Source organism: Microcoleus sp. Pol17C6 (genome assembly GCF_036701145.1).
GTDB lineage: Bacteria > Cyanobacteriota > Cyanobacteriia > Cyanobacteriales > Microcoleaceae > Microcoleus.
Genome location: NZ_JAUBQH010000045.1, coordinates 30,064 through 54,939, shown reverse-complemented (window position 1 = coordinate 54,939; position 24,876 = coordinate 30,064). Strand labels below are relative to the sequence as shown.

Annotated in this window: 17 protein-coding genes, 1 rRNA gene, 2 pseudogenes and 1 CRISPR repeat array; of the genes and pseudogenes, 8 read left to right on the top strand and 12 right to left on the bottom strand. The window is 45.2% G+C overall.

All coding sequences use genetic code 11. From position 1 onward, the window contains the following. Together QUA25_RS20675 and QUA25_RS20670 are read left to right on the top strand one after the other, a co-directional pair. Window positions 1-332, top strand: a 23S ribosomal RNA gene (locus QUA25_RS20675); the annotation flags it as partial. 261 nt (window positions 333-593) lie between these two features. After that, a complete protein-coding gene (locus QUA25_RS20670; protein WP_333040975.1) occupies window positions 594-1,511 on the top strand; it encodes a fructosamine kinase family protein in 918 nt (305 codons plus the stop codon). Between the two features lie 78 nt (window positions 1,512-1,589). Here the strand turns inward: QUA25_RS20670 and QUA25_RS20665 are convergent, their stop codons facing one another. Continuing rightward, window positions 1,590-3,290, bottom strand: coding sequence for an ABC-F family ATP-binding cassette domain-containing protein (locus tag QUA25_RS20665; protein ID WP_333040974.1), 1,701 nt, complete (start codon window positions 3,288-3,290; stop codon window positions 1,590-1,592). Window positions 3,291-3,434: 144 nt separating this feature from the next. Between QUA25_RS20665 and QUA25_RS20660 the strand changes: the two genes are divergently transcribed. Both QUA25_RS20660 and QUA25_RS29550 read left to right on the top strand, forming a co-directional pair. Further along, on the top strand, window positions 3,435-3,563 hold the full coding sequence (locus tag QUA25_RS20660; protein WP_333040973.1) for a hypothetical protein: 129 nt from the start codon (window positions 3,435-3,437) through the stop codon (window positions 3,561-3,563). Next, window positions 3,563-3,876, top strand: a pseudogene (locus QUA25_RS29550) (element excision factor XisH family protein). The gene QUA25_RS20660 and the pseudogene QUA25_RS29550 overlap by 1 nt, the downstream one beginning before the upstream one ends. Window positions 3,877-4,595: 719 nt before the next feature. Further along, window positions 4,596-5,916: direct repeats of the CRISPR family, unit length 36 nt; unit sequence GTGATCAACGCCTAACGGCATCAAAGGTTATTTCAG. Window positions 5,917-6,134: 218 nt separating this feature from the next. Here QUA25_RS29550 and cas5 read toward each other — a convergent pair. The 7 genes from cas5 to QUA25_RS20615 form a co-directional block, all read right to left on the bottom strand. Continuing rightward, complete coding sequence (cas5, locus tag QUA25_RS20645) at window positions 6,135-6,779, bottom strand: type I-MYXAN CRISPR-associated protein Cas5/Cmx5/DevS (protein ID WP_333040969.1); 645 nt, start codon at window positions 6,777-6,779, stop codon at window positions 6,135-6,137. Continuing rightward, complete coding sequence (locus QUA25_RS20640) at window positions 6,776-7,723, bottom strand: DevR family CRISPR-associated autoregulator (RefSeq protein ID WP_333040967.1); 948 nt, start codon at window positions 7,721-7,723, stop codon at window positions 6,776-6,778. Before QUA25_RS20640 ends, cas5 begins: the two co-directional genes overlap by 4 nt. 43 nt (window positions 7,724-7,766) lie before the next feature. Continuing rightward, window positions 7,767-9,458: a type I-MYXAN CRISPR-associated Cas8a1/Cmx1 gene (gene cas8a1, locus QUA25_RS20635; protein WP_333040966.1), complete on the bottom strand. Its 1,692-nt coding sequence runs from the start codon at window positions 9,456-9,458 to the stop codon at window positions 7,767-7,769. Continuing rightward, a complete protein-coding gene (gene cas3, locus QUA25_RS20630) occupies window positions 9,439-11,913 on the bottom strand; it encodes a CRISPR-associated helicase Cas3' (RefSeq protein WP_333040964.1) in 2,475 nt (824 codons plus the stop codon). Before cas3 ends, cas8a1 begins: the two co-directional genes overlap by 20 nt. Further along, window positions 11,910-12,551 carry a type I-MYXAN CRISPR-associated protein Cas6/Cmx6 gene (gene cas6 / locus QUA25_RS20625; protein ID WP_333040963.1) on the bottom strand — a complete coding sequence of 214 codons (642 nt, stop codon included), beginning with the start codon at window positions 12,549-12,551 and terminating at the stop codon, window positions 11,910-11,912. Before cas6 ends, cas3 begins: the two co-directional genes overlap by 4 nt. A gap of 340 nt (window positions 12,552-12,891) precedes the next feature. Then, complete coding sequence (rph, locus tag QUA25_RS20620) at window positions 12,892-13,605, bottom strand: ribonuclease PH (protein WP_333040962.1); 714 nt, start codon at window positions 13,603-13,605, stop codon at window positions 12,892-12,894. 123 nt (window positions 13,606-13,728) lie between these two features. After that, window positions 13,729-14,295: a nucleoside monophosphate kinase gene (locus QUA25_RS20615; protein ID WP_333040961.1), complete on the bottom strand. Its 567-nt coding sequence runs from the start codon at window positions 14,293-14,295 to the stop codon at window positions 13,729-13,731. Between the two features lie 363 nt (window positions 14,296-14,658). Here QUA25_RS20615 and QUA25_RS20610 point away from each other — a divergent pair, with 363 nt between their 5' ends. Beyond that, on the top strand, window positions 14,659-15,186 hold the full coding sequence (locus tag QUA25_RS20610) for a P-loop NTPase family protein (RefSeq protein WP_333040960.1): 528 nt from the start codon (window positions 14,659-14,661) through the stop codon (window positions 15,184-15,186). Between the two features lie 128 nt (window positions 15,187-15,314). Here QUA25_RS20610 and QUA25_RS20605 read toward each other — a convergent pair whose 3' ends face one another. Further along, entirely contained in the window at window positions 15,315-15,578 is a 264-nt protein-coding gene (locus tag QUA25_RS20605; protein ID WP_333040959.1) for a hypothetical protein, read from the bottom strand. A gap of 317 nt (window positions 15,579-15,895) precedes the next feature. After that, window positions 15,896-17,395 carry a GUN4 domain-containing protein gene (locus QUA25_RS20600; RefSeq protein WP_333040958.1) on the bottom strand — a complete coding sequence of 500 codons (1,500 nt, stop codon included), beginning with the start codon at window positions 17,393-17,395 and terminating at the stop codon, window positions 15,896-15,898. A gap of 609 nt (window positions 17,396-18,004) precedes the next feature. On the opposite strand from QUA25_RS20600, the gene QUA25_RS20595 reads away from it, so the two are divergent. Then, on the top strand, window positions 18,005-19,456 hold the full coding sequence (locus tag QUA25_RS20595; protein WP_333040957.1) for a hypothetical protein: 1,452 nt from the start codon (window positions 18,005-18,007) through the stop codon (window positions 19,454-19,456). Here the strand turns inward: QUA25_RS20595 and QUA25_RS20590 are convergent. Both QUA25_RS20590 and QUA25_RS20585 read right to left on the bottom strand, forming a co-directional pair. Further along, window positions 19,456-19,576: pseudogene (locus QUA25_RS20590) on the bottom strand (IS5/IS1182 family transposase); the annotation flags it as partial. The gene QUA25_RS20595 and the pseudogene QUA25_RS20590 overlap by 1 nt on opposite strands. A 286-nt stretch (window positions 19,577-19,862) precedes the next feature. Further along, window positions 19,863-20,030, bottom strand: coding sequence for a hypothetical protein (locus QUA25_RS20585; RefSeq protein WP_333040956.1), 168 nt, complete (start codon window positions 20,028-20,030; stop codon window positions 19,863-19,865). Window positions 20,031-20,443: 413 nt separating this feature from the next. Between QUA25_RS20585 and QUA25_RS20580 the strand changes: the two genes are divergently transcribed. Further along, the gene (locus QUA25_RS20580) at window positions 20,444-23,269 is read left to right on the top strand and encodes an ATP-binding protein (protein ID WP_333040955.1); all 2,826 of its coding nucleotides are present in this window, start codon (window positions 20,444-20,446) and stop codon (window positions 23,267-23,269) included. Then, window positions 23,266-24,657 (top strand): response regulator, encoded by a 1,392-nt coding sequence (locus QUA25_RS20575; protein WP_333040954.1) that lies wholly within the window; start codon window positions 23,266-23,268, stop codon window positions 24,655-24,657. Before QUA25_RS20580 ends, QUA25_RS20575 begins: the two co-directional genes overlap by 4 nt. The last annotated feature ends 219 nt before the right edge of the window (window positions 24,658-24,876 follow it).

Genomic DNA, 24,876 nt, shown 5'->3' with positions numbered 1-24,876 from the left:
CGGTACGTGAGCTGGGTTCAGAACGTCGTGAGACAGTTCGGTCCATATCCGGTGCAGGCGCAAGAAGATTGAGAGGATTCCTCCCTAGTACGAGAGGACCGGGAGGGACGCACCGCTGGTGTACCTGTTATCGTGCCAACGGTAAACGCAGGGTAGCCAAGTGCGGAGTGGATAACCGCTGAAAGCATCTAAGTGGGAAGCCCACCTCAAGATGAGTCTTCTCATGGAGTTATCCAGTAAGGTCACGGGCAGAACACCCGTTGATAGGCGTTAAGTGGAAGTCCTGAGAGGGATGAAGCTGAGGCGTACTAATAGACCGAGGGCTTGACCTCTGTTTCCACATGGTAATCATGATGACTTAATTCTGTGCAGTCTTCAGCGTTTTTCTCCCTGACAACTTTTTGCTTATTAAACGCCCATGTGGCGAAGATATTTGACCCGTCACTGCATCTCGAAAATATTTCGATGCTTGCGATTATATTTGACATTACACAGCCTCTTCTGAGCTTCAGATAGGGGCTTTGTTGTTTTTGCTGATTAAGTTGCCATACCTGTTAAACTAATTTCGATCGCCCTCAACACGATTTGATGCTATGTGGGACAAAATTGCCGCACAGATCTGTGAAACAACCGGAGAAACATTTTCTCTCGACAATCGACGTTCTGTCAGCGGTGGCTGCATCAATCAAGGCTATTGTATCAGCAGCAGTTCCCGCGCTTACTTCGCGAAAATCAATCAAGCTTCCCAAGTGCCGATGTTTGAAGCTGAAGCGCTGGGTTTGCAGCAAATGGGGGAAACCCAGACGATTCGAGTACCTCAGCCGATTTGCTGGGGAACTGAGGGGAATTCAGCTTATATTGTGCTGGAATGGCTGGATTTGGGAGGACGCGGGGGCGATCGAGCTTGGGAAGAAATGGGGCGAAAACTCGCCGCAATGCACAAATACACCCCCCCCAACCCCCCCTTGCTAAGGGGGAAAGAAGAGCCTAATTCGGGCTTGTGGAGGGGAGTTTTTGGGTGGGATATTAATAATACGATCGGCTCAACTATACAAATTAATAATTGGACAGCAAACTGGGCAGAATTTTGGGCAGAACATCGGATTGGTTATCAGTTAAAATTGGCTAGGCGTCGGGGCGGTCATTTTCCACAAGGGGAACGTTTATTAGAGATGATTCCTGAATTGTTAGCTGGTTATGAACCTCAACCCTCGCTAGTGCACGGAGATTTGTGGGGGGGAAATGCGGGGGTGACATCTGCGGGGGAACCGGTGATTTTTGACCCGGCGGCATATTTTGGAGATAGAGAAGTTGATCTTGCGATGACTGAGCTATTTGGTGGATTTCCGGCGCAGTTTTACCGGGGATATAATCAGGTTTGGCCTTTGGATTCAGGGTATGAAGAACGCAAAACTCTTTATAATCTGTATCACATTTTAAATCATTTTAATTTGTTTGGTGGGAGTTACGACTCCCAGGCGAATCAAATGATTAATCGAATTTTGGGTTAGTTAATAATCTTTTTTTTTAAAAGTGCAGCTACACGCAGATAAACGCGGATTTAAGGTTTATCTGCGAGGGATGCAAGTTTATTTTTGCTTAGCGGCAGCTTTTTTCTTTGCCTCTTTTTCGGCTTTTTTAGCCGCTTTTTCTGCTTCAATTTTTGCTAACTTGGCTAGCTCTTTTTCTTCAGCTATTTTATCGAGATAGTAGTGGTAATCTCCCAAATAAGGGCGAAACTCTCCGTCCCGAATCTCGACTATTTTGTTAGCAACTTGGGAGATGAAATAGCGATCGTGCGAAACGATAATTACCGTACCGTCATAATTCTGAATCGCTTCTTCCATCATCTCTTTCGCCGGAATGTCGAGGTGATTGGTCGGTTCGTCCAAAATTAGCAAATTCACGGGAGTCAACAGCATTTTTGCTAAAGCCAGACGGGCTTTTTCTCCGCCGCTCAAAGCGCCGACTTGTTTGAATACTGTTTCGCCGGTAAACAAGAACCGCCCCAACAAAGTCCGAACTTCTTCATTTTTCCAGTCCGGTACTTCGTCGTGAATGGTTTCCATCACGGTTTTATTCAAATCTAAGGCTTCTGCCTGATTCTGTTCAAAGTAACCGGGGATGACGTTGTGACCTCCCAATTTGACTGTACCTTCAGAAGGCTTTTCTAAACCCATAATCAGGCGCAGCAGGGTTGATTTGCCCGCGCCGTTGGGGCCGAGGAAGGCAATACGATCGCCCCTTTCAATTAACAAGTCGGCTCCCAAGAATAGGATTTTTTCGCCGTAGGTATGCACCAAATCTTCAATTATTGCTACTTCGCGGCCGCTGCGGGGTGCGGGGGGAAAGCGGAAATGCAAAGTTTTTAATCCGCCTGTGGGGGCTTCGATGCGTTCGATTTTGTCTAACTGTTTCTCCCGGCTTTTGGCTTGGGTGCTGCGAGTGGCGCTGGCGCGGAATTTTTCTACGAATGCTTGCTGTTTTTCGAGTTCTTTTTGCTGGCTTTCGTAGGCGCTGAGTTGGGCTTCTCTGGCTTCTGCTTTTTGCAGCAGGTAGGAGGAGTAGTTGCCAAGGTAAGTGCTGGAAACACCGCGTTCAGTTTCGACGATTTGAGTGCAGAGCCGATCGAGAAATTCTCGGTCATGGGATACGATTACCATTGGGGTTGTCAGCCCTTTGAGGTAAACTTCCAGCCATTCGATGGTTTCTAAGTCTAGGTGGTTGGTAGGTTCGTCTAGTAGGAGGATGTCGGGTTTTTGGAGGAGAATTTTGCCCAAACTCATCCGCATTTGCCAGCCGCCGCTGAAGGCGCTGACTAATCGATCGCCGTCTTCGGGTTCAAATCCGATTTCGGGCAGAATTTTCTCGATTTGGGCTTCTAAACCGTAGCCGTTTAAGCCTTCAAATTGCCGTTGCAGCCGATCCATTTTGTGGATCAGTTCGTCGAGATTTTCTGGGGAGGAGTTTTCCAAGTCTCGATGGACTTGCATTAGGGATTCATGGACTTCGTTGGCTTCGCTGAAGGCACGCCAAAATTCTTCTTTGACGGTGCGAGTCGGATCTACTTCAAATTCTTGGGAGAGGTAGGCGATGTGCAAGCTGGCGGGGCGAATAACTTCGCCGGCGGTGGGTTCGATTTCGCCGGCGATGATTTTGAGTTGGGTGGATTTACCGGCACCGTTAACGCCGACTAAGCCGATGCGATCGCCCGGTTTGACTTCCCAGGTGACATCTTTGAGTACGACGCCTGTGGGGTAAATTTTACTGATGTGTTCGAGTCGCAGCATTGTTGTGGGGACTGGGGAAGGGCAGGTTTAGCGGCGGATGGGATGCCGGCGCTGAGGTCGAGTTAATCTTAACAAATTTTAATTATATTTAGCGTATTGCCAGATTTTGATTTGGTAGGAGTTACGCGAAGAAACGGGGTTTCTATGAAAAATCGCAGATTCTGGGCTAGAGATATAGGAAGAAACCCGGTTTCTGGCCTCGATGTGGATTCAGGACTATTTGGGTGGGGCGATTGGGCGATCGTGTTGTTTCAGATTGAATTTCTCGAATAATGGTTGAGACTTCTGCACATTATAATAGTCAGTGTCAACCTCGATCGCAAAAGAGAGCGATCCTGCCAGCAAGAGACATTTATCATCAAGTTGTCAAACAGGCTCTGATTAAGGCTGGCTGGACAACTACCCAAGATCCGTATCCCTTGGCTTGGGCGAAGATAAACCTATCGATCTTGGTGCCGAACAGCTATTAGCTGCTGAGAACAACTATCGCAAGATAGCCGTTGAAGTTAAAAGTTTTATCCGAGAGTCTAGAATTGCCGATTTAGAGAAAGCTTTGGGTCAATATACTCTTTACTATGACATCTGAAAACGGACGTAATCAGAAAGACAACTGTATCTTGCAATTCTACTAACTGCTTTAACAGAGCTTTTTCAATGATCAAAATTTATTCAGATATGGCTAGAAAATAGTTGTCTCAATTGGGTTGTTTTTCACGCCAAAATAGAGGAAATATTACAAGGAATAGCTTAAATAATTTTCGCCAACTTGTTAATAAATTAAGAAAAAACAACTTAAGGAATTACTCAGGTTAGGGTATGGCTCGATAATTCCATTAGGCCAAAAATTCGTCAAAAACAATTTGCCTAGTATTTTTGAAATTATCAGCCACCTTTCGACCAGTTTTATAAACTTTGTTAAGAATATTTACAGCTACAAATAGTCCGGTTTTACTGTGAGTTTTTTCCACGAGAACTTTGACTAATTCTAAACTTGTAAAAATTCATCCTTGACAAGCCCTGGTAATATGAGGAAAAAGTCGATGTTCTCTGGGAGTATAGCAAGTCTATTTGAGTCGTGAAGGTAGAACAACCTGAAACGCTTGTGATGATTGAATCGATTGTTGACGAATCAAATGGTTTTGCTATATATTTAGATGTATAAGGAGGGTAATGAGCAATTTTGATCTCAATTACTATTTCATTAACTAATTTTTGGAAATCTTATTTGAAAATATAATTATTAGCATTATAACTACCACCATCACATTTTGTCAAGATAGAATTGTCTTGACGAGCGCGGTTGATGTGATCGACGCCTAACGGCATCAAAGGTTATTTCAGAGAACTTGCGTGGGGGAAAGTGCGATCGCTTGGGCGTGATCAACGCCTAACGGCATCAAAGGTTATTTCAGGCCCAAGGGTGAAGTCCTGAAAGTACGGTTTGCTTGGTGATCAACGCCTAACGGCATCAAAGGTTATTTCAGATTGATGTAAAGGTTGCGATCGCCTTAACAGCTTTTCTTAGTGATCAACGCCTAACGGCATCAAAGGTTATTTCAGGCCTTCAACGTTGCAGACATTTCCTTCTCTGTTTTGTGATCAACGCCTAACGGCATCAAAGGTTATTTCAGGGCAATCTTTCTTGTATTGCTCGTATCCGTAAGCGTGATCAACGCCTAACGGCATCAAAGGTTATTTCAGAGTGCGTAACTTACTTGGATAGTAGATTCAGCGCAGTGATCAACGCCTAACGGCATCAAAGGTTATTTCAGATCAGATCCCAAATACCGAGAACCCAAGCCTTAGTGATCAACGCCTAACGGCATCAAAGGTTATTTCAGAACTTGCGGCATCGGCGTTACCCAAGAAGTCACCAAGTGATCAACGCCTAACGGCATCAAAGGTTATTTCAGCGGCCGCTGAGATTGCTGCATGAGTAATTGCCATGTGATCAACGCCTAACGGCATCAAAGGTTATTTCAGACAACGGCAAAGCGGCCGACAAACTGGATGGAGAGTGATCAACGCCTAACGGCATCAAAGGTTATTTCAGCAAGGTTTTTGCCCTTCCTCTCCCCAAGTTTCGATGTGATCAACGCATAACGGCCTCAAAGGTTATTTCAGATGGTTACAGACCGCAATACAACACGCGGCATACCTTGTGATCAACGCCTAACGGCATCAAAAGTTATTTCAGATTGGGTTTCAGGTTTTCCGTCCTTGAAAGTCTGGTGATCAACGCCTAACGGCATCCAAGGTTATTTCAGTGAAGAAGTGGCTTGCCCTTGCATTACTTCTGCCGAGTGATCAACGCCTAACGGCATCCAAGGTTATTTCATAATCATGCAGCACGAAGCTGAGAATTGCGGGCTGAAGTGATCAACGCCTAACGGCATCAAAGGTTATTTCAGCGTCTTTTTTGACCAAGCGTTGATGAAAGTACGGTTCGTGATCAACGCCTAACGGCATCAAAGGTTATTTCAGCAACTGCCTTCCTTTCTATATGGGCCTATTAGTCCGTGATCAACGCCTAACGGCATCAAAGGTTATTTCAGGACGAATTTAGTTTGTGGCCCAACGGAGTGCTCGAGTGATCAACGCCTAACGGCATCAAAGGTTATTTCAGGCCGATCGCCCAACCCCTTAAAGAATAAACCGTCGAAACTATTTTTGCAAGCACCTTGCCCGACTAAATCCTTAAAACCTCCTTCCAACATCAAAGCAGTTCGATCGCAGTGATCAACGCCTAACGGCATCAAAGGTTATTAGTAGGCCGATCGCCTAACCCCTTCCACAATAGACCCTCCCAGCCATTTTTGCAAGCACCTTGCCACACTAAATCCATTACTCAGGCCCGATCGAACTCCAGCAATCAACCCCAGCCAACAAATCCGCCAGCAAAAAATCCCCAGCATCAGCCAAAACATAGCGCTGCCACCTAGTCTTTTTAGAACCCGCATGATCCACCCAGCAAGGCAAAGCCAAATACCCATTTCGATCTAAAATCAACCACTGACAAATATCAGCTTCAAACTCATCCCGCCACAGCAAAACAGAATTAATTAAATCCCGACTTTCCCCCAGCGAAACCCCACCAAATCTACTCACCGACTCCGGGCGCAAAATTGCCTCCCGCAATCTTTCCAACAGCTTGGGATTGCCAACATCCCCGCCAAAATCCACCCAAATTCCCAAATCAATACCAGTCAGCAACACCTGAAAATCCGGCCGCGCATTGCCTGCGGCAAACTCCTCCTTCGCAACTTTCACCCGCCGAACAGTCCGCAGCAAAGTCGAACTTTTGGGAGCAGACAAAAGGGCGATCGCAATCTTACAGCCACAGTGAGAATAGCGGTTAATTTCCCCCACCATTGACAGCAGCATTCCGTACACCGTAGCCGGCGGCGGCACCGGATAACTTTCCGCATATTCCCGCGCATAAGACTGCCGCCAACAAGCAATTGGCACTTCAATTCGCAACCCGATCATGCAGCCTCCCGATCGATATCCGACAAAATCACAGACTGCAAATCCCTCACCGCCGGCTTAATCCCCCGAAAAACTTTCACACCCAATTGCTCCAATTCTTCCACCTCCGGCTCCACAGAAATTGCACCGCCAATCCACACCTCATTCGGGTCAATATCTCCAGCCTCAATGCGGCGCACCAAATCCGATATTGAAATCTCCCCTTTGCGATTTTCCTCAAAGCAGTAAAGAATCCGGGGAGCAAAATCGTGAGTCCACCTGAGCACAATACTTTCAGGAGAAAAATCGTAAAGAAACCGAGCGTGATTTCCCGCAACACCTCCGAGAGAAGCCAAAGCATCCAAAACAGAAATCACCCGATTCGCAACCTTCAAACGGTGCGGAGTCATCGCAAAACCGTACTGATAGCGAGTAGCGTGAGCCTCCGTTTGATGAATAGATTTCCGGTCTTTTTTGCCGCTAGTCGAGCCAAAAAACAAATCGCCAGTATCCGCAGTCAAAGAAATCGCGCGAGTCACTTCTAGCACCCCCCTGCGAGCAATACTTTCCCCTTTTTTCAGTTTAGCTTTAGCCTTGCCGCCTTTAGCAGTTGGTTTGGTGTCGCTCGACTCTGGAACCCCATCATTATTGATATCTTCCGTTGCCGCTTTCGCATCCATGTAACCCAAAACATCATCATCAATGTAGATTTCAGGATCGAAAACACCTTCTTGAACGCGATAATTTTCATTTTTATCATCATCCCATTTGCGGTTGACATCTTCTCCTAAAAACTGCCACTGATAGCGAATTGCCCACCGAATAGCCTCAGCAGATACAGTAGTCCGCAGCGAATTTTTCCATGCTAAGCGCTGCAAAGTTGTGACGTTACGTTGGTTTTCACCCCTGTTGTTAGCAGCTATGCCGTAATTGGTCAAAATGTTGCCAAACAAATGATAAGTCATGGTATTTCCTCAGTTACAGATATAGTGTGTGTGTAAGTTCTGCCTAACGTAAATTGCGAAGGGATGATGGCAAAGGTACGCTTTCACCATCACCATCATCATCATCATCATCGTCATCTTCTTCTTCCTCATCCCCATCATCCTCATCTAAATCAACATCAGAATCTTCAGCCTGCACCCGATTGCTGCTTGGCAATTCAGGCGGCGATTCAGGAGATTTCCTGCCTTTGTAACTGACAAGGGAAAGCAAAACTAAATTTCTTGCCATTTCCCAATCATCTAATACTAAATTCCACAATTCTGCTTGATATTCTTGCTGCACTCGCGAAAAGCCTGCTTTCGACCAAAATTCCGTGATGAAAGAACAGAATGCGGAAAAGTTTTTGCAGCGAATCATTTTCGATCGCACTTTTTCCCGCTCATCTGATATCCGCTTTTCACCTAAATTTTTCCCGTGTTCTTCGCTAGCATTTTGGCGCTTGGCTTCAGCATTTCCTTGCTTAAAAGAACCAGCGTAAATTCCTCTCAAAGCATCGTGACAAGCCTCAACAAACCGCCCGTGGGATGCTTCTTTCCACTCCGCATATTCTACCATATCTCGAAATCCTTTACTTTCATAACACACTCGATCGAACAATTCTTTGCTAGTTATTTTCGCCGCCAATTCTCCGTACCAAGGAAGGTGTTTAATCAAAGCATCAGCGATTAAACCTTTAGCCAAGCTGGGGACAATGGCACTGCCCGAATCTCCGTAAACTACATACTTATCCTTGAAAGCATTTTGCGCTTTCTGATAAGCGGCACAGATTTTTGCATCCGCAGTTACGGAATACTTGTCCGTCGGAGATTTTTGCTTTTGATTCCACGGCGTTTTCCCAAAAATCACAGCGCGACAGCGGCTAACTTTGTAAGTTTTTGCAATCTCTACTGCGGATTCGTAAGTCACTAAAAAACGCAGCGCTGCATCTCCAATCCCGGAAGCATGAAAATTTTTGTACGCTTGATGGCGTTTGGCGTAACTCATTCTAGTTTCAGCAAACTGTTTGAGATTCAAGATTTCAGGAATTATCAAAGCTGCAGATGCTTTTTCTCCTTTTGCGAAGGATCGAATTTTGAAATAACAGCAAACTACGGGCGCGTAAAGCAAGACTAAAGCATCTAAAGCGTTTTGTTCGATGCTCGTTTTGCCTGTAAAAGCAGTGTGTTTGACTGTAGCGCCTGGATTCAGCCAGCCCGCTACTGCCAAGGGTTTCTCTAGCAGGAAACCCGCGCGATCGCACAAATTTTTAGCAAACTTTTGATGGCTGTATTCAGTTAGCGACTTGTAACTTACTATTAGCGGCAACTCGCCCTCATCAATCTCAAAAGATTGAGATTTTATGCCGTCGCTTTTAGAAAGTATCCCTTGCTGCAAAAAAGTATTCAACAATCCTTGATGCCGCGCCACTCTCGACTCCGCCAAGAGATTTCCCGAATCGATTGCCCGGAATCCAATCAATCCGTCATTCAGCAAAAACGACTGTTGAATCAACCATTCAATCGCCTCTAAATGACTCCCTTGAATATTCAGCACGACTTCATATTCGCCAAGCTCCCATTTCAGTTTATCATAACTAATTCCCTCCCGATTAAATTGCTTTAAAGTCATCCACAAACCAGCCAAACCCGCCGCGTGCATATCCGTATAATGCGGGCTGTGCAAGTTAAGAACAATTTCAACATTTGTACTGTTCACAAGCTCCCGTTACCTCACTGTAAATCACGGCATCTGTTGGGGCGATCGGATAAAATTTTTGAAATTTTTTCCAATCTGTGAGTTGAGAAATAGGACGGGGAAGCCGCACCGGAACTGCCCATTTTAGTGCTTCCTCAGCCAAAGCCTTATTTTTACTGATGCCTTTTTTCGCCCTTTTTTCCTCTGCAATTTTCTCAATATTTTGCCTATCTTCTGCTAAAATCACATTAATGGTATTACCAGGCTCTCGCAAAGATTCGCGACTGGTACACCACAAGCCGTCAAGCCATGCAGAGTCATATTCGGCGATCGGTTCGCCGGTGATTTTGAGAGCCGCATTCATTAAATCAGTCTGGGAAATCTCCCCCAAGTCTGCAAGTTCTCGAACGAATTCTTGACCAGATTTTACCTGCTCTTTCGTATAGGGTTTTTCCGTGTCAGGCGCATAAAAGATAGCTTGGCAAATTCGTCCCGATGCGAGTACCAAATTGCCAGCCACATCAAACTCAACTTGCCTGTTAAGCCGCCCCAGCCGCTGAATCAGCGCCGCAAAAATTGCAAATGGCGTTATCAGCAAATCGGCACTCAAATCGAGGGACATTTCGCAGATTTGATTGGTAACAGCCAGCACACCTTTAGTTTGCTGCGAAAAAGCTGACATGACTTGAAAATGGCGATCGACCCGATCTTTGTACCGATATCGAGCGTGGTAAACTAAAGGCAAAAAATCTAAATTCGGGTACTTAACTAACTCATTCACCGCAAAATTGTAAGTGTCAACGCAACTTTTTACAGAATTGTTGACCCACAAAACCTTTTGATTGGCTGCTAAAGCAGCCGCGACATCCACCATGACATCGGTGGAACTTTCAATTACTTGAAATTGATAGCGCGGCAAATCCTCCAAATCTTTGGGACCTTCTATCTCGGTCATCTCTTCGCCCAACTCCGCCACGGTAGCGTAGATTTTTGCCAATTGTTCCTGAGTGAAACTAGCGCTCATCAGCAAAATCGGGGCGCCTTTAAACGTCTGGATAAATCTCAGCAAAGCGCTAAACAATTTGTCATCGTAAGCGTGAACTTCATCAAAAACAAAAGCACCTTGGGCGATCGCAATCCACGCATAAATCGGCTTGCGGTTGTTCTGCATCAATCCCAAAACTGAATCTACCGTGCCGACGATGAGTTTGGCAATCCAAGCTTTGAAACTTTGCAGTCTCGACTCATTTTCAACGTGGTCGTCATTTTCATTAATCAAAGCTTGGTACACCTCTAAATCGATGTTCGATCGAGAGTGCATTAAAGCTGTTTCAGCTTCAGTCAAAGTGCCGTAATCCAAAAAGCCCTGAGTAGCCGTCCCCGTAGTAGGATAAAGCACAAACAGCTTTCTATTAATTGCCCAATTTAATCCCCACAAATAAGCAGCAATTGTTTTACCAGTTCCGCAACCAGCTTTAACTAAAGTAATTCTACTTTTGGTCGCAGCCACAGACTTTTGAAAACCCCGCGGGTGCTTTTTATTGAGCCGGGAATCGATAACCTGCTTTAAATCTTCCCGGCTCAATACTTGCTCCAAAACTTGCCTCAACCATTGCCGCTGATTTGCGATTTCGGGCACCGCAGAACCTGCGATATCCGCTGCAATGACAGTCGCTTTCACTGCGGCAATGAACCGCTGGCGATCGCTATTTCGCCCCACAGTTTTTGCCATTGCTTCGCATTCGTCCGTTACTGCCTCAACAGCATATTTTAGTTCCTCCTGCGTCCAATTTGATTTTTTGACATTGGGTAGTTGTGGCGGCAATTTTAACTGGCTGCCAGTCCCAATTTTGAGCAGCGCCCTAAAATCATCTCGGACGGGTTTTGAATCTGGTTTAGAAGGAATTTTGTGCTGGCAAAATACATAAAGCGGGGCATTGCCGCAGCCCTTAGTTTTGACAAATTTCTCTGTAGGCTCGACTTTGAGATGGTGTCCGATCGCCCCCCAAACAGCCACCAACAAATCGACATCTTCGGAACTTTCCAGCCACTGCCTAAGTTCGGGAACTTGCAGCACCAAAATCCCGCTCAAAATTTCGTGACGGATTATCTGTTCGACTTGATTTCTCTCGTTAGTTGGCAATTTTGGTTTAATCGTTTGCAACCATTCAGGCTCGTTTATTTTGAAATGCACTGACTCGGTTGCCATCAATCCCAAAAAGTGCTGGTTGGCTTTCCCCCAATCGTGAATGTAGCATCCCATCAAAGTTGTTTTCAGCAGCAATTTCGCCCATTCATCGCCCAAACCTAATTGACGCAACATAATCGGCAGCAATCGGTTGAGAATGATTTCAGCAGAACAGTACACCGCAGCAGTATGTCCGGGCAAAAAGTGAGCTGACTGAATTTCTTTAGGCAGCCGTGAAAAATCCTTGGGCAAAGACTTAGCAAAAAGTCGGGGAAAATTCACTTTCATTTAGCCTCCCAGTGAGGCACAAAAAAGCCACCTCCCATGTGTCCTTTGCCGCCAATACCGTTATGCTGCACCAACAAAGAATCTTCATCAGTAAGCCCGGATATTTTCACCGAATAACCTACTTTTGTATCGCCCTTAACTTTGATAGTTTTTCTGGCGATTTCGCCGTATTGATTGAGGGGAATTTCAGCATTGCCCGATCGCACTCCCAGCGCTTTCAGTTGCCGATTCACCGCCGCTAAAAAATAATCCTGCTGTTCGTAGCCAGAAATCACCACAACCCGAGCAAACAAGTCAGCAGCAGGCTTTAAGGGCAATATTGTCGGCACTCCCAGCACGACTTGGTGGATGCCCACAGACAATTGCCGGCCACCGAGTTTAAAGAAATGGTGCGCGTTTTCTGCAGCCACCCTGATCCGCATTCGCGACGATCGCCCGATCTCGCGCTTGAGAGTAATTTTCCCCTGTCTGTCTGGATATCCCGCCACCGTCAGCAGCCGAATTGTGCGATCGGCCCGCAACATCGGCACTACTTCACAAATCGCTGCAAACAGCCCGTAACCGTGGTCTGCTGGGAGTTCTAAGCCATTTACTCTGAAAGAAATGTCTGTCGAACTTGTTACTCGGAGTGCAGACATTTGATTTTTTAGAGAGGTAGTATTCACTAGCCTGCTCGGGAATAATTTAGTTAATCGCCTGACGGCATCAAAGGTTTTGGGGAGTTGAAAGCAATGGCTGTTCGCGTCCCTGCATTAATCACGTAGATTTTACTACTCGGAGGGCAGAGTGATCAACGCCCCGTATATTTTTCTAGATTTAGCATTTACCGCAACTTTTGTCAAGTGTAATGTAAATAAATCTGTAGGGGTGGCTTTCACCAAAAATATTTCCGGTTGCCATCAAGACCGGAAAACCCGTCCCCACCCAACGGTAAATTCAAACAGACATCTCCAACAATTGGGTTTAAAATCAATCGGTCTAAAGAGCTTGCCGCTGAGCCTCCAACAATTCCTGAATCCCAGTTTCTGCCAAATCCAAAATTTGATTTAACTGACTCCGGCTAAAACTTCCCTCTTCCGCAGTTCCCTGAATTTCGATGATATTCAAATCTCCATTCATTACCACATTACAATCAATTTCAGCGGCGACATCTTCAAGATAATTCAAATCTAAAAATGGCTGGCCTTCCAAAAGCCCCACAGATACGGCCGCCACTTGGCGAATCAAGGGCGATCGCACCAAATCACCTTTTTGCACCAACTTATTCAAAGCATCAGCCACAGCCACAAACCCGCCAGTAATTGAAGTCGTGCGAGTCCCCGCGTCAGCTTGCAAAACATCCGCATCCACAAGTATGGTGCGTTCCCCCAATAGTTGCATATCCAAGCACGATCGCAAACTGCGCCCAATCAACCGCTGAATCTCTTGAGTTCGTCCCGATAATTTCATAAATTCCCGCTCTTGTCGCTGCGGGGTAGAACCAGGCAACATTCGGTATTCCGCTGTCAGCCAACCTTGCCCGGTATTCTCCAGAAATCTCGGCACTCCCGGCTTGATTGTAACGCTGCAAAGTACCTGAGTATCGCCACTTTTTGCTAGCACGGAACCGCTAGCAAATTTAGTAAACTGTCGATCGAAACTAATCGGACGAAGTTGATTTGGTTGTCTGCCATCTGGACGCTGGAAAGACATAATATTTAGGTGATTGGTAATGGGTAATTGGGCATTAAAAATTTAAAATTGGTGATTAATCTTCCGGCTTTGTTGATTCGGTAAATATGCAGTCATTCAATCTACAATCTAAAATCTAAAATCCTATGACGATTGGCCCTTATCCTCGATCAATTGAAGAATATCCTGCTGGACTTTTTCAGGGGATTGATCGCCATCCACAGTTAACAGTTTGTTGCGGTATTCGTAATACTCTAAAAGAGGAATAGTGCGTTCGTGGAACAAATCGAGGCGACGCTGTAATATTTCAGGGTGGTCATCCGATCGATCGCGCTCGATCGACCTGCTCAGCAAAACCTCGATCGGCACTTTCAGCCAAACTGCCCAATCTAGCTCCTGAGCCAAATCCTCTAATAAAAAATCCAACTCCTCAGCTTGAAAAGCCGTTCGCGGATAGCCCTCCAACACCCAGCCATTAAAGACATCCCACAGCAGCAGCCGGCGGCGAAAGAATTCAATCATAGTTGCGTCGGGAACTAATTCCCCTCTTTCTACATAAGACACCGCCAGCTTGCCTAAATCTGTGTCTTCTGCGATCGCCTCCCGTAGAATGTCCCCCACAGCCAGCAAAGGAAGGCTCAAATTGCTGCACAGTAGTTCAGCCTGAGTTCCCTTTCCCGCTCCTGGCCCTCCCAGAATCACCACTCTCACAGTCCCTGCTCCTAGTGCCGCGACATTCAAATTTTACGCGATGTGTGTACATTTTCTTAAAAGCCCTGGACGCAGCAACACTCTCATCACCTTGGTTTTTCACCCTATAACTGTATAACTGTATAAATGTCAAGCTCCACGCCGTATTTTGCTAAAAAACCCGTTTTTGCGTAAGTGCTAATAGAGTTCAAAAATCGCACAAACGACTGCGAATGCCACTGCCGCGAGCTTTTGACAACTTGTATATATAGTGTTCGATCCGATGTGCACTCGGCCCCGTACACTATATATTGTCAAGCAGGCTTCAGCCACGCCAAGGTCGGAGCTGCACTCAAGACTTAGTTGCTGATTAAATATTGCCCTATGGTTGCTCAGTTACAAACCCCTAAACTAAATTTAAACCACAGCTTGCCCTACACAGTTCAAGGGCTGGTGCAAGTCTTTACAGGCCCGCACCGCTGCTTTTTTACCAGTGTCATGGCTCAAGCCCTCAGAATTGCAGGACAGGGAGCTCCCGTGCTAGCTGTGCAGTTCCTCAAAGGGGGAATTAATCAAGGGCATCAGCATCCGGTGCGGCTGGGGCAAAATTTAGATTGGGTGCGCTGCGATTTGTCACGCTCGATTGAGAATGCTGATTTAGATGAGCTGGAGACGCGATCGATCGAACAATTGTGGCAATATGTTCAAAATGCGGTGCGCGAAGGTCGTTATTCCTTAGTTATTCTCGATGAATTGAGTTTAGCTGTTAATTTGGGCTTGATTCCCGAAGCCGAAGTGGTGGCATTGATTGACAGCAAGCCGCATCATTTGGATATGATTTTTACCGGGCCATCCATGCCCCAAAGAATTTTGGATGTTGCCGACCAAATTACTGAAATTCGCCGCAGTTAAGGACAATGATTCAAGTTGCGATCGCCTGTTTAGCGGTCGCATTTTTTATGTCAAAAAATAGTATCTAAAAAAAGAGGCGATCGCTTAGCTCAAAGAGCGATCGCACGCTGATCAATTTACCAGCGACGTTACGCTTGAACTACCGGATCGAACACAACACTCAATCGATCCGCCGGCACCATCCGCTTGAGAATTTTCAAGTGACCGTCTGCATCAGACCAACTGCGAAACTCACCCACAACCACCTTTTCCACATTTGGAAGCGAGCGAACTATAGTCCACGGCTTGAGACGTTTTTCTTGCAACATACTAAATAAATCTCCTTGGTAAATTGGAGCAAAAGCCACTCCCCATGGTTGGACACCGCCGAGGACTGGCTTTTGACTTTGCAAACTTGCCCTTCTCTAAGAACATAGCACAAAAAAAAAGGTTTGTGATTATATCTTATTTGTCGCTTTTTTTAGAGCTATTTTCTACACAACAGATGATTAAACTCAAAACTTGTTAACACTTTAATTCCCAACTCAAAACTATAGCAGTTCTCAATAAAGTGAGGTATTCCCGATGCCCGATGCCCGATGCCCGATGCCCGCTTATCAAGCGTGCACCTCATGTTACTGAGAAAGGCTATATTTCATGACTAACACTTCGACTTCGCTTGGGGTGCAGTCTGACTAATAAATTTTGCCTTCTACCTTCTACCTTCCTTCTACAAATCCCGCCGCGACAGCAGAAACCAGATCCCACCCAAACCCAAAACACCGCACAAAACCCCGCCTTCCCACCCAAAAACAGTCCCCCCCGGCAAATGTCCAGGCTTTGCTTTAGAAGTAAAATTCAGCTCCGAATAGTATACCCACTGGCTGTTAACCCGCCAGCCCACGCGATCGCCAAACTTCTCCCAAACTGTAGCATCATAAACACCAGGCTTTCCCCCCAACTTGAGCCACAAACCCTTTTGCACAGAAAAACCGAATCTGCGGTGACTGTGCCGCACCCAAAGTTGATCGATAGTCTGCAAATCCTTAGCTGGAAACTTCCTAATATCTTCCTCACTCAAATAACCCCGTGAATTTTGCTGCATCACCTCCAGCATTTTCACAGAAGTTTCCTCATCAGCACCACGCCAATTTTTAGCAGCTAGCAGCCTTGCCAAGTGAGAATAATCAATACCTTTTTCCGACTCTAAATTCACAGAAACTAGCGGAGTATCAGTCACCGGTTGAGTCGGAACCGAAGGACTGATGACCGTTGTCGGCTGCGACTTTTCCATGACGGGGACAACAACAACAGGAGGTTTTAAAGCATCCAAAACTTCCACAGCCGATTTGTAGCGATCTTTAACATATTCCTGAATCAACTTATCCAAAACCTGACCTAAATCCTCGCTAATTTGTGTTCCTTTTGGCAAAGCCTCCCTCCAAAGCCACCGGCCTTCAAGCGGATCGTAAAGGTCATCGTGAATGTCCCCGTAGATATCCAGATAAGGCATAACAGAAGTCAGCAAGCGAATGCAAGTCACCCCCAAACTATAAAGGTCGCTAGCAGGAACCGCCCTACCGTGACGCTGTTCTAGAGCCGCGTAGCCGGGAGTTCCCAACTTCGTTCCTGTTTTGGTCGGAGCAGCAGCTACTACTTGTTTGGAAACCCCAAAATCTATCAGCACTAACTTACGATCGCGAGATCTGCGGATCACATTCTCAGGCTTAATATCGCGGTGAATTACATTTCTGTCGTGAACAAACTTCAATAAAGGCAGCAAATCTAACAGCAGTTCGCAAGTTTTAATTTCGCTATAAGCACCGTACTTATCTAACTCATCCTTTAAATTATTGCCATCAATAAACTCTTGGACTAAATACAATCGCCCATCTTCCTCAAAATAAGAAATTAACTGAGGAATTTGCGGGTGCTTCAGTTCGTATAACCGCCTTGCCTCTTGCTCAAACAGTCGAACATATTTTTTAAAATGACCGGGCTTCCGCTGAAACTCTTGAGGAGGTGACAACTGTTTGATTACGCACAATTCCTCAAATTTTCCATGATTAACAGCTCGGAAAGTCCTGCCAAATCCCCCATCGCGCAGCGGTTCAGTTGCTCCATAAAGGTCTTTTAGCAGCAGCTTGGAACCACAATTAAGACAATACTTTGTGCCTGGTGGGTTCTGACGCTTGTCTCTTGGGCAATCGAGATTAAGGCAGTATGTCATATATTAAAAAAATGCGAACAAAATTATACTCAGGGTTTTATATTATTCAAGAGTCCGATCGCGAGCTGGTTTTTGTAGAGGCGAGACCTCGAACCTTACGGAGGCGGCAGCCACCCTCGCCATCAGAGGGGGCGCTCTCACCAGACTGCCCCTGAGCAAGTATAACTCTCTTGAGGGTTTGACCTCAAACTCGAAGTCCATATCTAACCTTAGACTCCGATCCGTGCAATACATTTGATTTAGCGGTCAAAGAGCCTCCAGATCAAACAGAAATAGTAATTTATTACCAGCCCCGTGAGCTCTGCAACGCCAAAAAAACTGAGGATTCCGCCTGAGATATAATTTTATTGCCAGAGAGAAGCACACTAACGGGAGCCACAGCTTCCGTCAAGTTCGATCGGCTTTAATATTTTAGCAGCATAATTTATTACCTAACCAGGCGGAATCAACAATCCAAAACTCCCCAACAAACGCACGTTAAAATAAAGACTAGCTTCCGCGATCGCAATCCGAGCGCGACCAGACAATTAGCCAGTTTTTCCTGTTTGTTTTTTTCAGCTATTACCACTTACATCTATTTCGTTCGGTCTACTTAATTAGGAATCGCCAGTGACACCAAAACTACAGCCCTCTCCAACTCCAAACACCCGAAAAAAATTACCAAAAGTACCTTGGTTCGAGCGGTTCATGGCACTGGTCGCCCTGGGAAATTTAAGCCTAGTAATATTTGACATAACTTACGTGCCCGGACGAGATTTCTACTTCCGGCAACTGCCAGTTCTTACTCAAGTATACGACCCATTTAAAGGTATTAAACCCCACCGAGACACCCAGCAATATCTGGAAACCTTAGAAGAATTAAAAATTCAAGTAGTGGAAACAGGGTTGCCTTCTCCCCAAGTAGCAGCCAAATTGCAGGAAATAAACAATCTGAGCGCGAAAATGATCGACGAAGATCCCTTTCGAGTAGCATCAAAAAGCGGCACTCTAGAAAAAATAAAAGACCGGATGCGCGATCGCGTCCCGAATCCGCAAGACTCCGCTAAACAATCATTCCAAAGATTCTGGAGCCCTGACTATTTAAACAAACAAGGCTGGCAAAAAGAAATCAAGTGGTTTGACACTAAAATCAAGCCATTAATCGCCACCAACTATTACCGCGAGATCGGAGAAAATGGCGAATTTATCGATAACTTCTGGCAAATCGACCTGCCATTTATTGTCATATTCGCGATCGAATTTCTAGCCCGTACCTACTTGATCGGCCGCCGCCACCGCAGCGTCACTTGGCGAGCAGCCATGCTCTGGCGATGGTACGACATCTTCCTACTGCTTCCATTCTGGCGCCTGTTGCGAGTATTACCCGTCACAATTCGCATCCACCAAGCCAAAATGCCTGATCTCCAACCCATACGCACCCAAATCAGCCGAGGTTTCGTCGCCAACTTCGCCCAAGAATTGACCGAAGTTGTAGTAATTCAACTGATCAACCAGATGCAACAATCAATTACCACAGGCGAACTCGCCCGTCAACTATTTCAATCTCAAAAACACCGCTATCTAGACATCAACAATATCAATGAAATAGAAGCGATCGCCACCCATCTCGTGCAAATAACCGTCTACAAAGTCCTCCCCCAAATCCAGCCAGACCTAGAAGCCCTTCTCCGGTACAATATTGAAAGCTTGCTCAAACAATCCCCCCTCTATCAAGGATGGAAGCAAGTACCCGGCCTGGGAAACCTGCCCGAACAGCTAGCACAGCAATTAGTTGCAGAACTCTCAAAATTAGTCACCCTCGGCCCCCAAGATGCCTACGAAGCCTTCAAAATCGCCAGCGAAGACCCCATAAGCATCAAACTCTCAAGCCAGCTAGTCCAACATTTCGGGCAAGCTTTAGGAACCGAACTGCAACAGCAGCAAACCTGGCAAGAAATACAACTGCTGCTGTGCGACTTCCTAGAAGAGTTCAAAATCAACTACATTCAGCGGTTGAGCGAAGAAGACTTCGAGAAAATTTTAGAACAAGCCAAAGAACTGCAACGGATAGCCCCGCGTTAGGGCAAGTCTCCCCATGCGATGCCCCCTCGGTAGCGGTACAACACCGCTTCCACGAACAACCAATTGTAAGCAGACTGTCCCACTCACATCACCTTCACTTCCGCGCAACAAATCTTTGATCCTTTCCCACTGTTAATCCCGTAGGGCATAACGGCGATTTGTCCTGCCTATCGAATCGTTCTAGTCGGCTGTATCTCTCCTTTACCTTCCTTTACATTAACTGATGACAAACCCTAGCCTCTCGGATTTGAAGAACCTTAAAATCCTTGCCAGCCATCAAAATTCTATCATTGGGGATTCAGCTTAGATAGTTTGCCAGAATTAAAAGAATAGCCCTAACCATCTTCTATGTCATAATCCCCTCTGCTCCACCGCTCTACTTATTTTTTTCGTCCCCAATTAGCAATTAGCAATTACCCTGCTGTAACTCCTGCAAATGAAACTGGCTTGAATTGTAAAGTTTCATGTGCGATCGACCTTCTCTACGAGAGTCATCCGCAGGATTGTGTATCACATCTTCAGCGCGGTAGTGAGTTAGACCGCCGTTAGGATTCTCAGCGGGCTGGCGTGTCATGTTTTTACCGAGAAAGGTCAATTTTTTTAGACGTATATTATATCAATTTATATGTAAGTTTGATGAGATTATACTTTTTATACTGAATCTGTAAAGTAAAGTTAAAAATTACTACAAATAGGTTTAAACCAAGTAATCTATTAGATATGAGTGCTAACTGGTTTTCTAAAGGCTAAAAAATTTGACAAATGCTAGTAAAAAATAAGGCACGTCAGTATTTTTAGTCAGATCTTATTCTACTCTTTTCATAAAAAATAAGTAAGTAGCCATCCTTGTTTAAGCAAGTTACTGTCTCAAACTTTTCACTAACTATTAGAGATTGCTTTTCAATAATATATATTTCCTCAGCCTCATTTCACTCAATCCACTGAGATTTTTCCGCAAACTCGTTACCCCAGGAGTAACACCAATCAATGTCACAGACCTCTGCAAGCACTTTCCTGTCAAACCGTTCTAAAAAAAAGGTGTCCCTGCGCCTAATTTTAGTATTTCCATTCGTTCTGCAAATATTTGCCGCTGTCGGGCTGACAGGCTGGCTATCCTTACGCAACGGGCAAAAAGCAGTCAACGAAGTTGCTAGCCAGTTGCGAAGTGAAATTACAGCCCGTATCCAGCAGCAGCTCAACACATACCTAGATACAGCCCCTCGCGTCAATCAACTGAATGCCAATGCCATTCGACTAGGATACTTAAATCCCGACGAATTGGAGAGTACGGAGCGCTATTTGTGGGAGCAAATTCAAGCTTTTCCTTCTCTGCCCAATATGGGTTTTGCAACTAAAACTGGAGAATTCATTGCCATTGAACGCCAAGAGAATGGCAAAGTAGTTTTTAAAATAGCAGACAAAGAGCATCGCCATGAACTTCATATTTATGAATCTGATAGCAAAGGCAATCAAGCGAAGCTTTTAACAGTCTCCCGCAACTACAATATACTTAGCCGTTCATGGTATAAAGACAGTGTACGCTTAGGCAAGCCTACATGGAGCGAAATTTTTTCGCTTGTAGGTCAGAAAACGCTCTCGCTTCCTGCCGGACATCCAGTTTATGACGAAAGTGGCGAGCTGCGCGGGGTATTCGTTGCTAATTTTCTAATCTCTTTCCTCAGTGACTTCCTGCACAGCTTAAACATCGGTCGATCGGGACAGACATTCATTATGGAGCGTTCTGGACTCCTAGTAGCCAGTTCAACTCTCAAAGAAGCATTTATCACCAACAATGACAAGCTCGATCGCCTGAATGCTTTAGACAGCACAGATGATCTAATTCGGCTGACAACAGCGCATTTAAAAGAACGCTTTGGCAACCTCACTAAAATTAGCAGATCTCAGCAATTGGATTTTACGATCGCCGGCCAGCGACAATTCCTCCAAGTTATGCCCTTTCAAGATAGCCGAGGATTGGACTGGCTGATCGTCGTCGTAGTTCCTGAAAGCGATTTCATGGATCAAATTAACGCCAATACCCAGACTACCATTTTGTTGTGTTTGGGAGCCTTGGCGCTGGCTACCGTTTTGGGAATCTTAACCGCACGCTGGATTACCAGCCCCCTTCTCCGTTTGAGTGCAGCTTCTAGGGCGATCGCCAGTGGCGACTTAGAGAAAAATGTGCAGGTAAAAGGCGTAGAAGAACTAGAAGTTCTGGGTCAGTCTTTCAACCTTATGGCACAACAGTTGCGCGAATCCTTTGAGGCGCTAGCCAAGACCAATTCCGAGCTAGAAATCCGAGTAGAAGAACGCACCGCCGAACTCAGGGAAGCCAAACAAATCGCTGATACTGCCAACCAAGCTAAAAGTGAATTTTTAGCGAATATGAGTCACGAATTGAGAACGCCACTAAATGGAATTTTAGGATACGCTCAAATCCTAGAACGCTCAACAACGATGGCTCCGAAAGATATCCAAGGTATCAGTATTATTCACCAGTGTGGTTCCCACCTGTTAACCCTGATCAATGACATCTTAGACCTCGCTAAAATTGAAGCTCAGAAATTGGAACTGTACGCGAAAGATTTCCATTTTCCTTCCTTTTTGCAGGGAGTCGCGGAAATCTGCCGCATCCGAGCCGAACAAAAAGGAATTGCTTTTGTTTATCAACCCAGTTCGGAAATTCCTGCTGGCATCTACGCTGACGAGAAACGCTTGCGACAGGTACTAATTAACTTACTGAGCAATGCAATTAAGTTTACAGACTCGGGACGAGTGACTTTTAAGATAGAACATCTGGAAAAGCACACAGGTGAAAAGGTACAAAGCTATGAGCAAAAGCCAGCCTCACCAATTCACAAAATTCGGTTTCAAATTGAAGATACTGGCGTTGGTATGACACTAGAACAATTAAAAAAAATATTTTTGCCTTTTGAACAAGTAGGAGACAGTAAGCGTCAGGCGGAAGGAACCGGACTCGGTTTAACAATTAGCCAGAAAATTGTCGAAATGATGGGTAGTACCATTCAAGTAAAAAGTCAGTCAGGAGTCGGCAGTGTTTTTTGGGTAGATTTGAATTTACCGGAAGCGGCAGACTGGGCAAATACAGCCACGATTGCCAAGCAAAGAAAGCTGGTTGGCTACCAAGGTAGAAAGCAGAAAGTTTTGGTTGTGGATGACAAATGGGAAAATCTCTCAGTTATTGTCAATCTCCTGGAACCCCTCGGCTTTGAAGTAACCCAAGCTAAAAACGGTCAAGAAGGTTTAGAAAAAGTAGAAGAGTTTAAGTTCGATTTGATTATCACTGACTTAGTGATGCCAGTCTTAGATGGCTTTGAGATGATGCGCCGTATCCGAAATTTGTCACACTATAAAGACGTGGCAATCCTTGCTTCATCGGCCAGTGTATTTGCTACCGACCAACATAAAAGCTTGGAGGGGGGAGCAAAGGATTTTCTCGGTAAGCCTGTGCAGGCAGAAGAGCTATTTGAGATGTTGCAAAAGTATTTAAAACTTGAATGGATATATGAGGAACAAAAGAATGAAAAAATCAGCACTATTCCTTTTTCATCAGATACTCAATCACTTTCTGAATCGACCTCTGTAGTAGCGCCCCCGCCCGGAGAAATTGAACTCCTACTTGAACTGGCGATGAGAGGCAACGTGAAAGGAATTGTGAAGCGCAGTGAACACCTAGAGAAATTGGATCAGAAATTTGTGTCCTTTGCTGTTGAGCTGCGCCATTTAGCCCAAGGCTATCAAGTCAAAAAAATAAAAGAGTTTATTACATCCCACAGAATAGAAAAAGAATGAAGGCAGCAAATATGGAAACAAGTAGCATCTTAATCGTCGATGATAATCCTAGCAATCTGGACGTGCTTTCTGAAGCTTTAGCGGGTTCGGGATGGGAGATATTGGTAGCAACTGATGGTGAAAGTGCCATCGAACAGGCTGAATATACTCAGCCTGATTTGATTCTTTTAGATGTGATGATGCCAGGAATTGACGGGTTTGAAACCTGCCATCGCCTGAAGGCAAGTCCGTTGACGAACGAAATTTCGGTAATTTTTATGACGGCTCTGTCTGACATAGGAGATAAGGTCAAAGGCTTTAATCTAGGGGCTGTAGATTACATTACTAAGCCCTTTGAACAAAAGGAGGTTTTAGCTCGCGTCAATCTCCATTTAACACTACGTTCTTTGACTAAAACTCTCGCCGCCCAAAATCTGCTTCTCAAACGGGAAATTGAAGACAGGCTCGCAGCAGAAGCAGCGTTGCATCAGCTCGCGCAGCAGTTAGAAAAACGGGTGGAAGAACGAACCTCTGAACTTTCTCAAGCTTTGGATAATCTTAAAAAAGCTCAAGTGCAAATCGTTCAAAGTGAAAAGATGGCTTGCCTTGGTCAACTTGTAGCTGGGGTAGCTCATGAAATTAACAATCCAGTTAGTTTTATCTCCAATAATATCCCTATTGCCAAGGAATATATTGCCGATTTGATCGGAATGACTCGGCTGTGCCAGCACAATGTTACTTCGACATCAGAATTTGAGGATAAGTCCCAGGAGAGTGAGTTAGATTTTATTGTTGAAGATTTGCCAAAAATTCTTGATTCAATGGCGGTCGGAACAGAGCGACTTTACAATCTTTCTATGTCACTGCGTAATTTTTCTCGCTTGGATACATCGGCACTAACGCCAGTGAATATTCACGATGGGCTAGATAGTACCTTATTAATTTTAGGGCATCGACTGAAACCTAAAGGAAGTTTCCCAGGAATTGCAGTGATTAAAGAGTATGGGGAATTGCCGCTAGTAGAGTGTTATCCGGGGCAACTCAATCAGGTGTTTATGAATATATTGGCGAATGGAATTGATGCTTTAGAAGAGTCTACGATTAGTTGTCCGCTGTGCGGGGAAAACAAACAGAGCAATGAGACTCCACAGATTCGGATCTGCACTGAAATGCTTCAGGATGACAGAGTGGTGATTCGGATTGCTGATAATGGGGTTGGCATAACTCAGGAAGTAATGCAGCATTTATTCACGCCGATGTTTACTACTAAATCTGTAGGTAAAGGGACAGGTTTAGGTTTGTCTATTAGCCGTGAGATCGTAGAACGAAAACATGGTGGTAAGCTGACTTGCATTTCCTCGCCCGAATGGGGGGTAGAGTTTGTAATTGAGCTTCCAATCCAGCATTAGTAAGGGGACTTTTTTAGGGTAAATCTTAGTTTTGCTGTTTTGTCAATATACCGTTAATCATGGGATCGCTCATGTCGAATCTACCAATCACCCTCACTGTCAAACTCTTCGCCACCTATCAAGAAGCAGAGGGCTTGTCCGAACTAAAATGAGAATTTCCCCAAGAAACTCCCGTATCGCAAGTCCTAGAACGCCTGAGTGACCATCGCCAACAGTTTT

Coding starts and splice junctions, on each gene's coding strand:
- cas5 (WP_333040969.1), bottom strand. CDS start 6,779: ATGATCGGGTTGCGAATTGAAGTGCCAATTGCTTGTTGGCGGCAGTCT.
- QUA25_RS20660 (WP_333040973.1), top strand. CDS start 3,435: ATGAAAAATCGCAGATTCTGGGCTAGAGATATAGGAAGAAACCCGGTT.
- QUA25_RS20600 (WP_333040958.1), bottom strand. CDS start 17,395: ATGACATACTGCCTTAATCTCGATTGCCCAAGAGACAAGCGTCAGAAC.
- QUA25_RS20670 (WP_333040975.1), top strand. CDS start 594: ATGTGGGACAAAATTGCCGCACAGATCTGTGAAACAACCGGAGAAACA.
- QUA25_RS20585 (WP_333040956.1), bottom strand. CDS start 20,030: ATGACACGCCAGCCCGCTGAGAATCCTAACGGCGGTCTAACTCACTAC.
- cas6 (WP_333040963.1), bottom strand. CDS start 12,551: ATGTCTGCACTCCGAGTAACAAGTTCGACAGACATTTCTTTCAGAGTA.
- QUA25_RS20580 (WP_333040955.1), top strand. CDS start 20,444: ATGTCACAGACCTCTGCAAGCACTTTCCTGTCAAACCGTTCTAAAAAA.
- rph (WP_333040962.1), bottom strand. CDS start 13,605: ATGTCTTTCCAGCGTCCAGATGGCAGACAACCAAATCAACTTCGTCCG.
- QUA25_RS20665 (WP_333040974.1), bottom strand. CDS start 3,290: ATGCTGCGACTCGAACACATCAGTAAAATTTACCCCACAGGCGTCGTA.
- QUA25_RS20640 (WP_333040967.1), bottom strand. CDS start 7,723: ATGACTTATCATTTGTTTGGCAACATTTTGACCAATTACGGCATAGCT.
- cas3 (WP_333040964.1), bottom strand. CDS start 11,913: ATGAAAGTGAATTTTCCCCGACTTTTTGCTAAGTCTTTGCCCAAGGAT.
- QUA25_RS20575 (WP_333040954.1), top strand. CDS start 23,266: ATGAAGGCAGCAAATATGGAAACAAGTAGCATCTTAATCGTCGATGAT.
- QUA25_RS20610 (WP_333040960.1), top strand. CDS start 14,659: ATGGTTGCTCAGTTACAAACCCCTAAACTAAATTTAAACCACAGCTTG.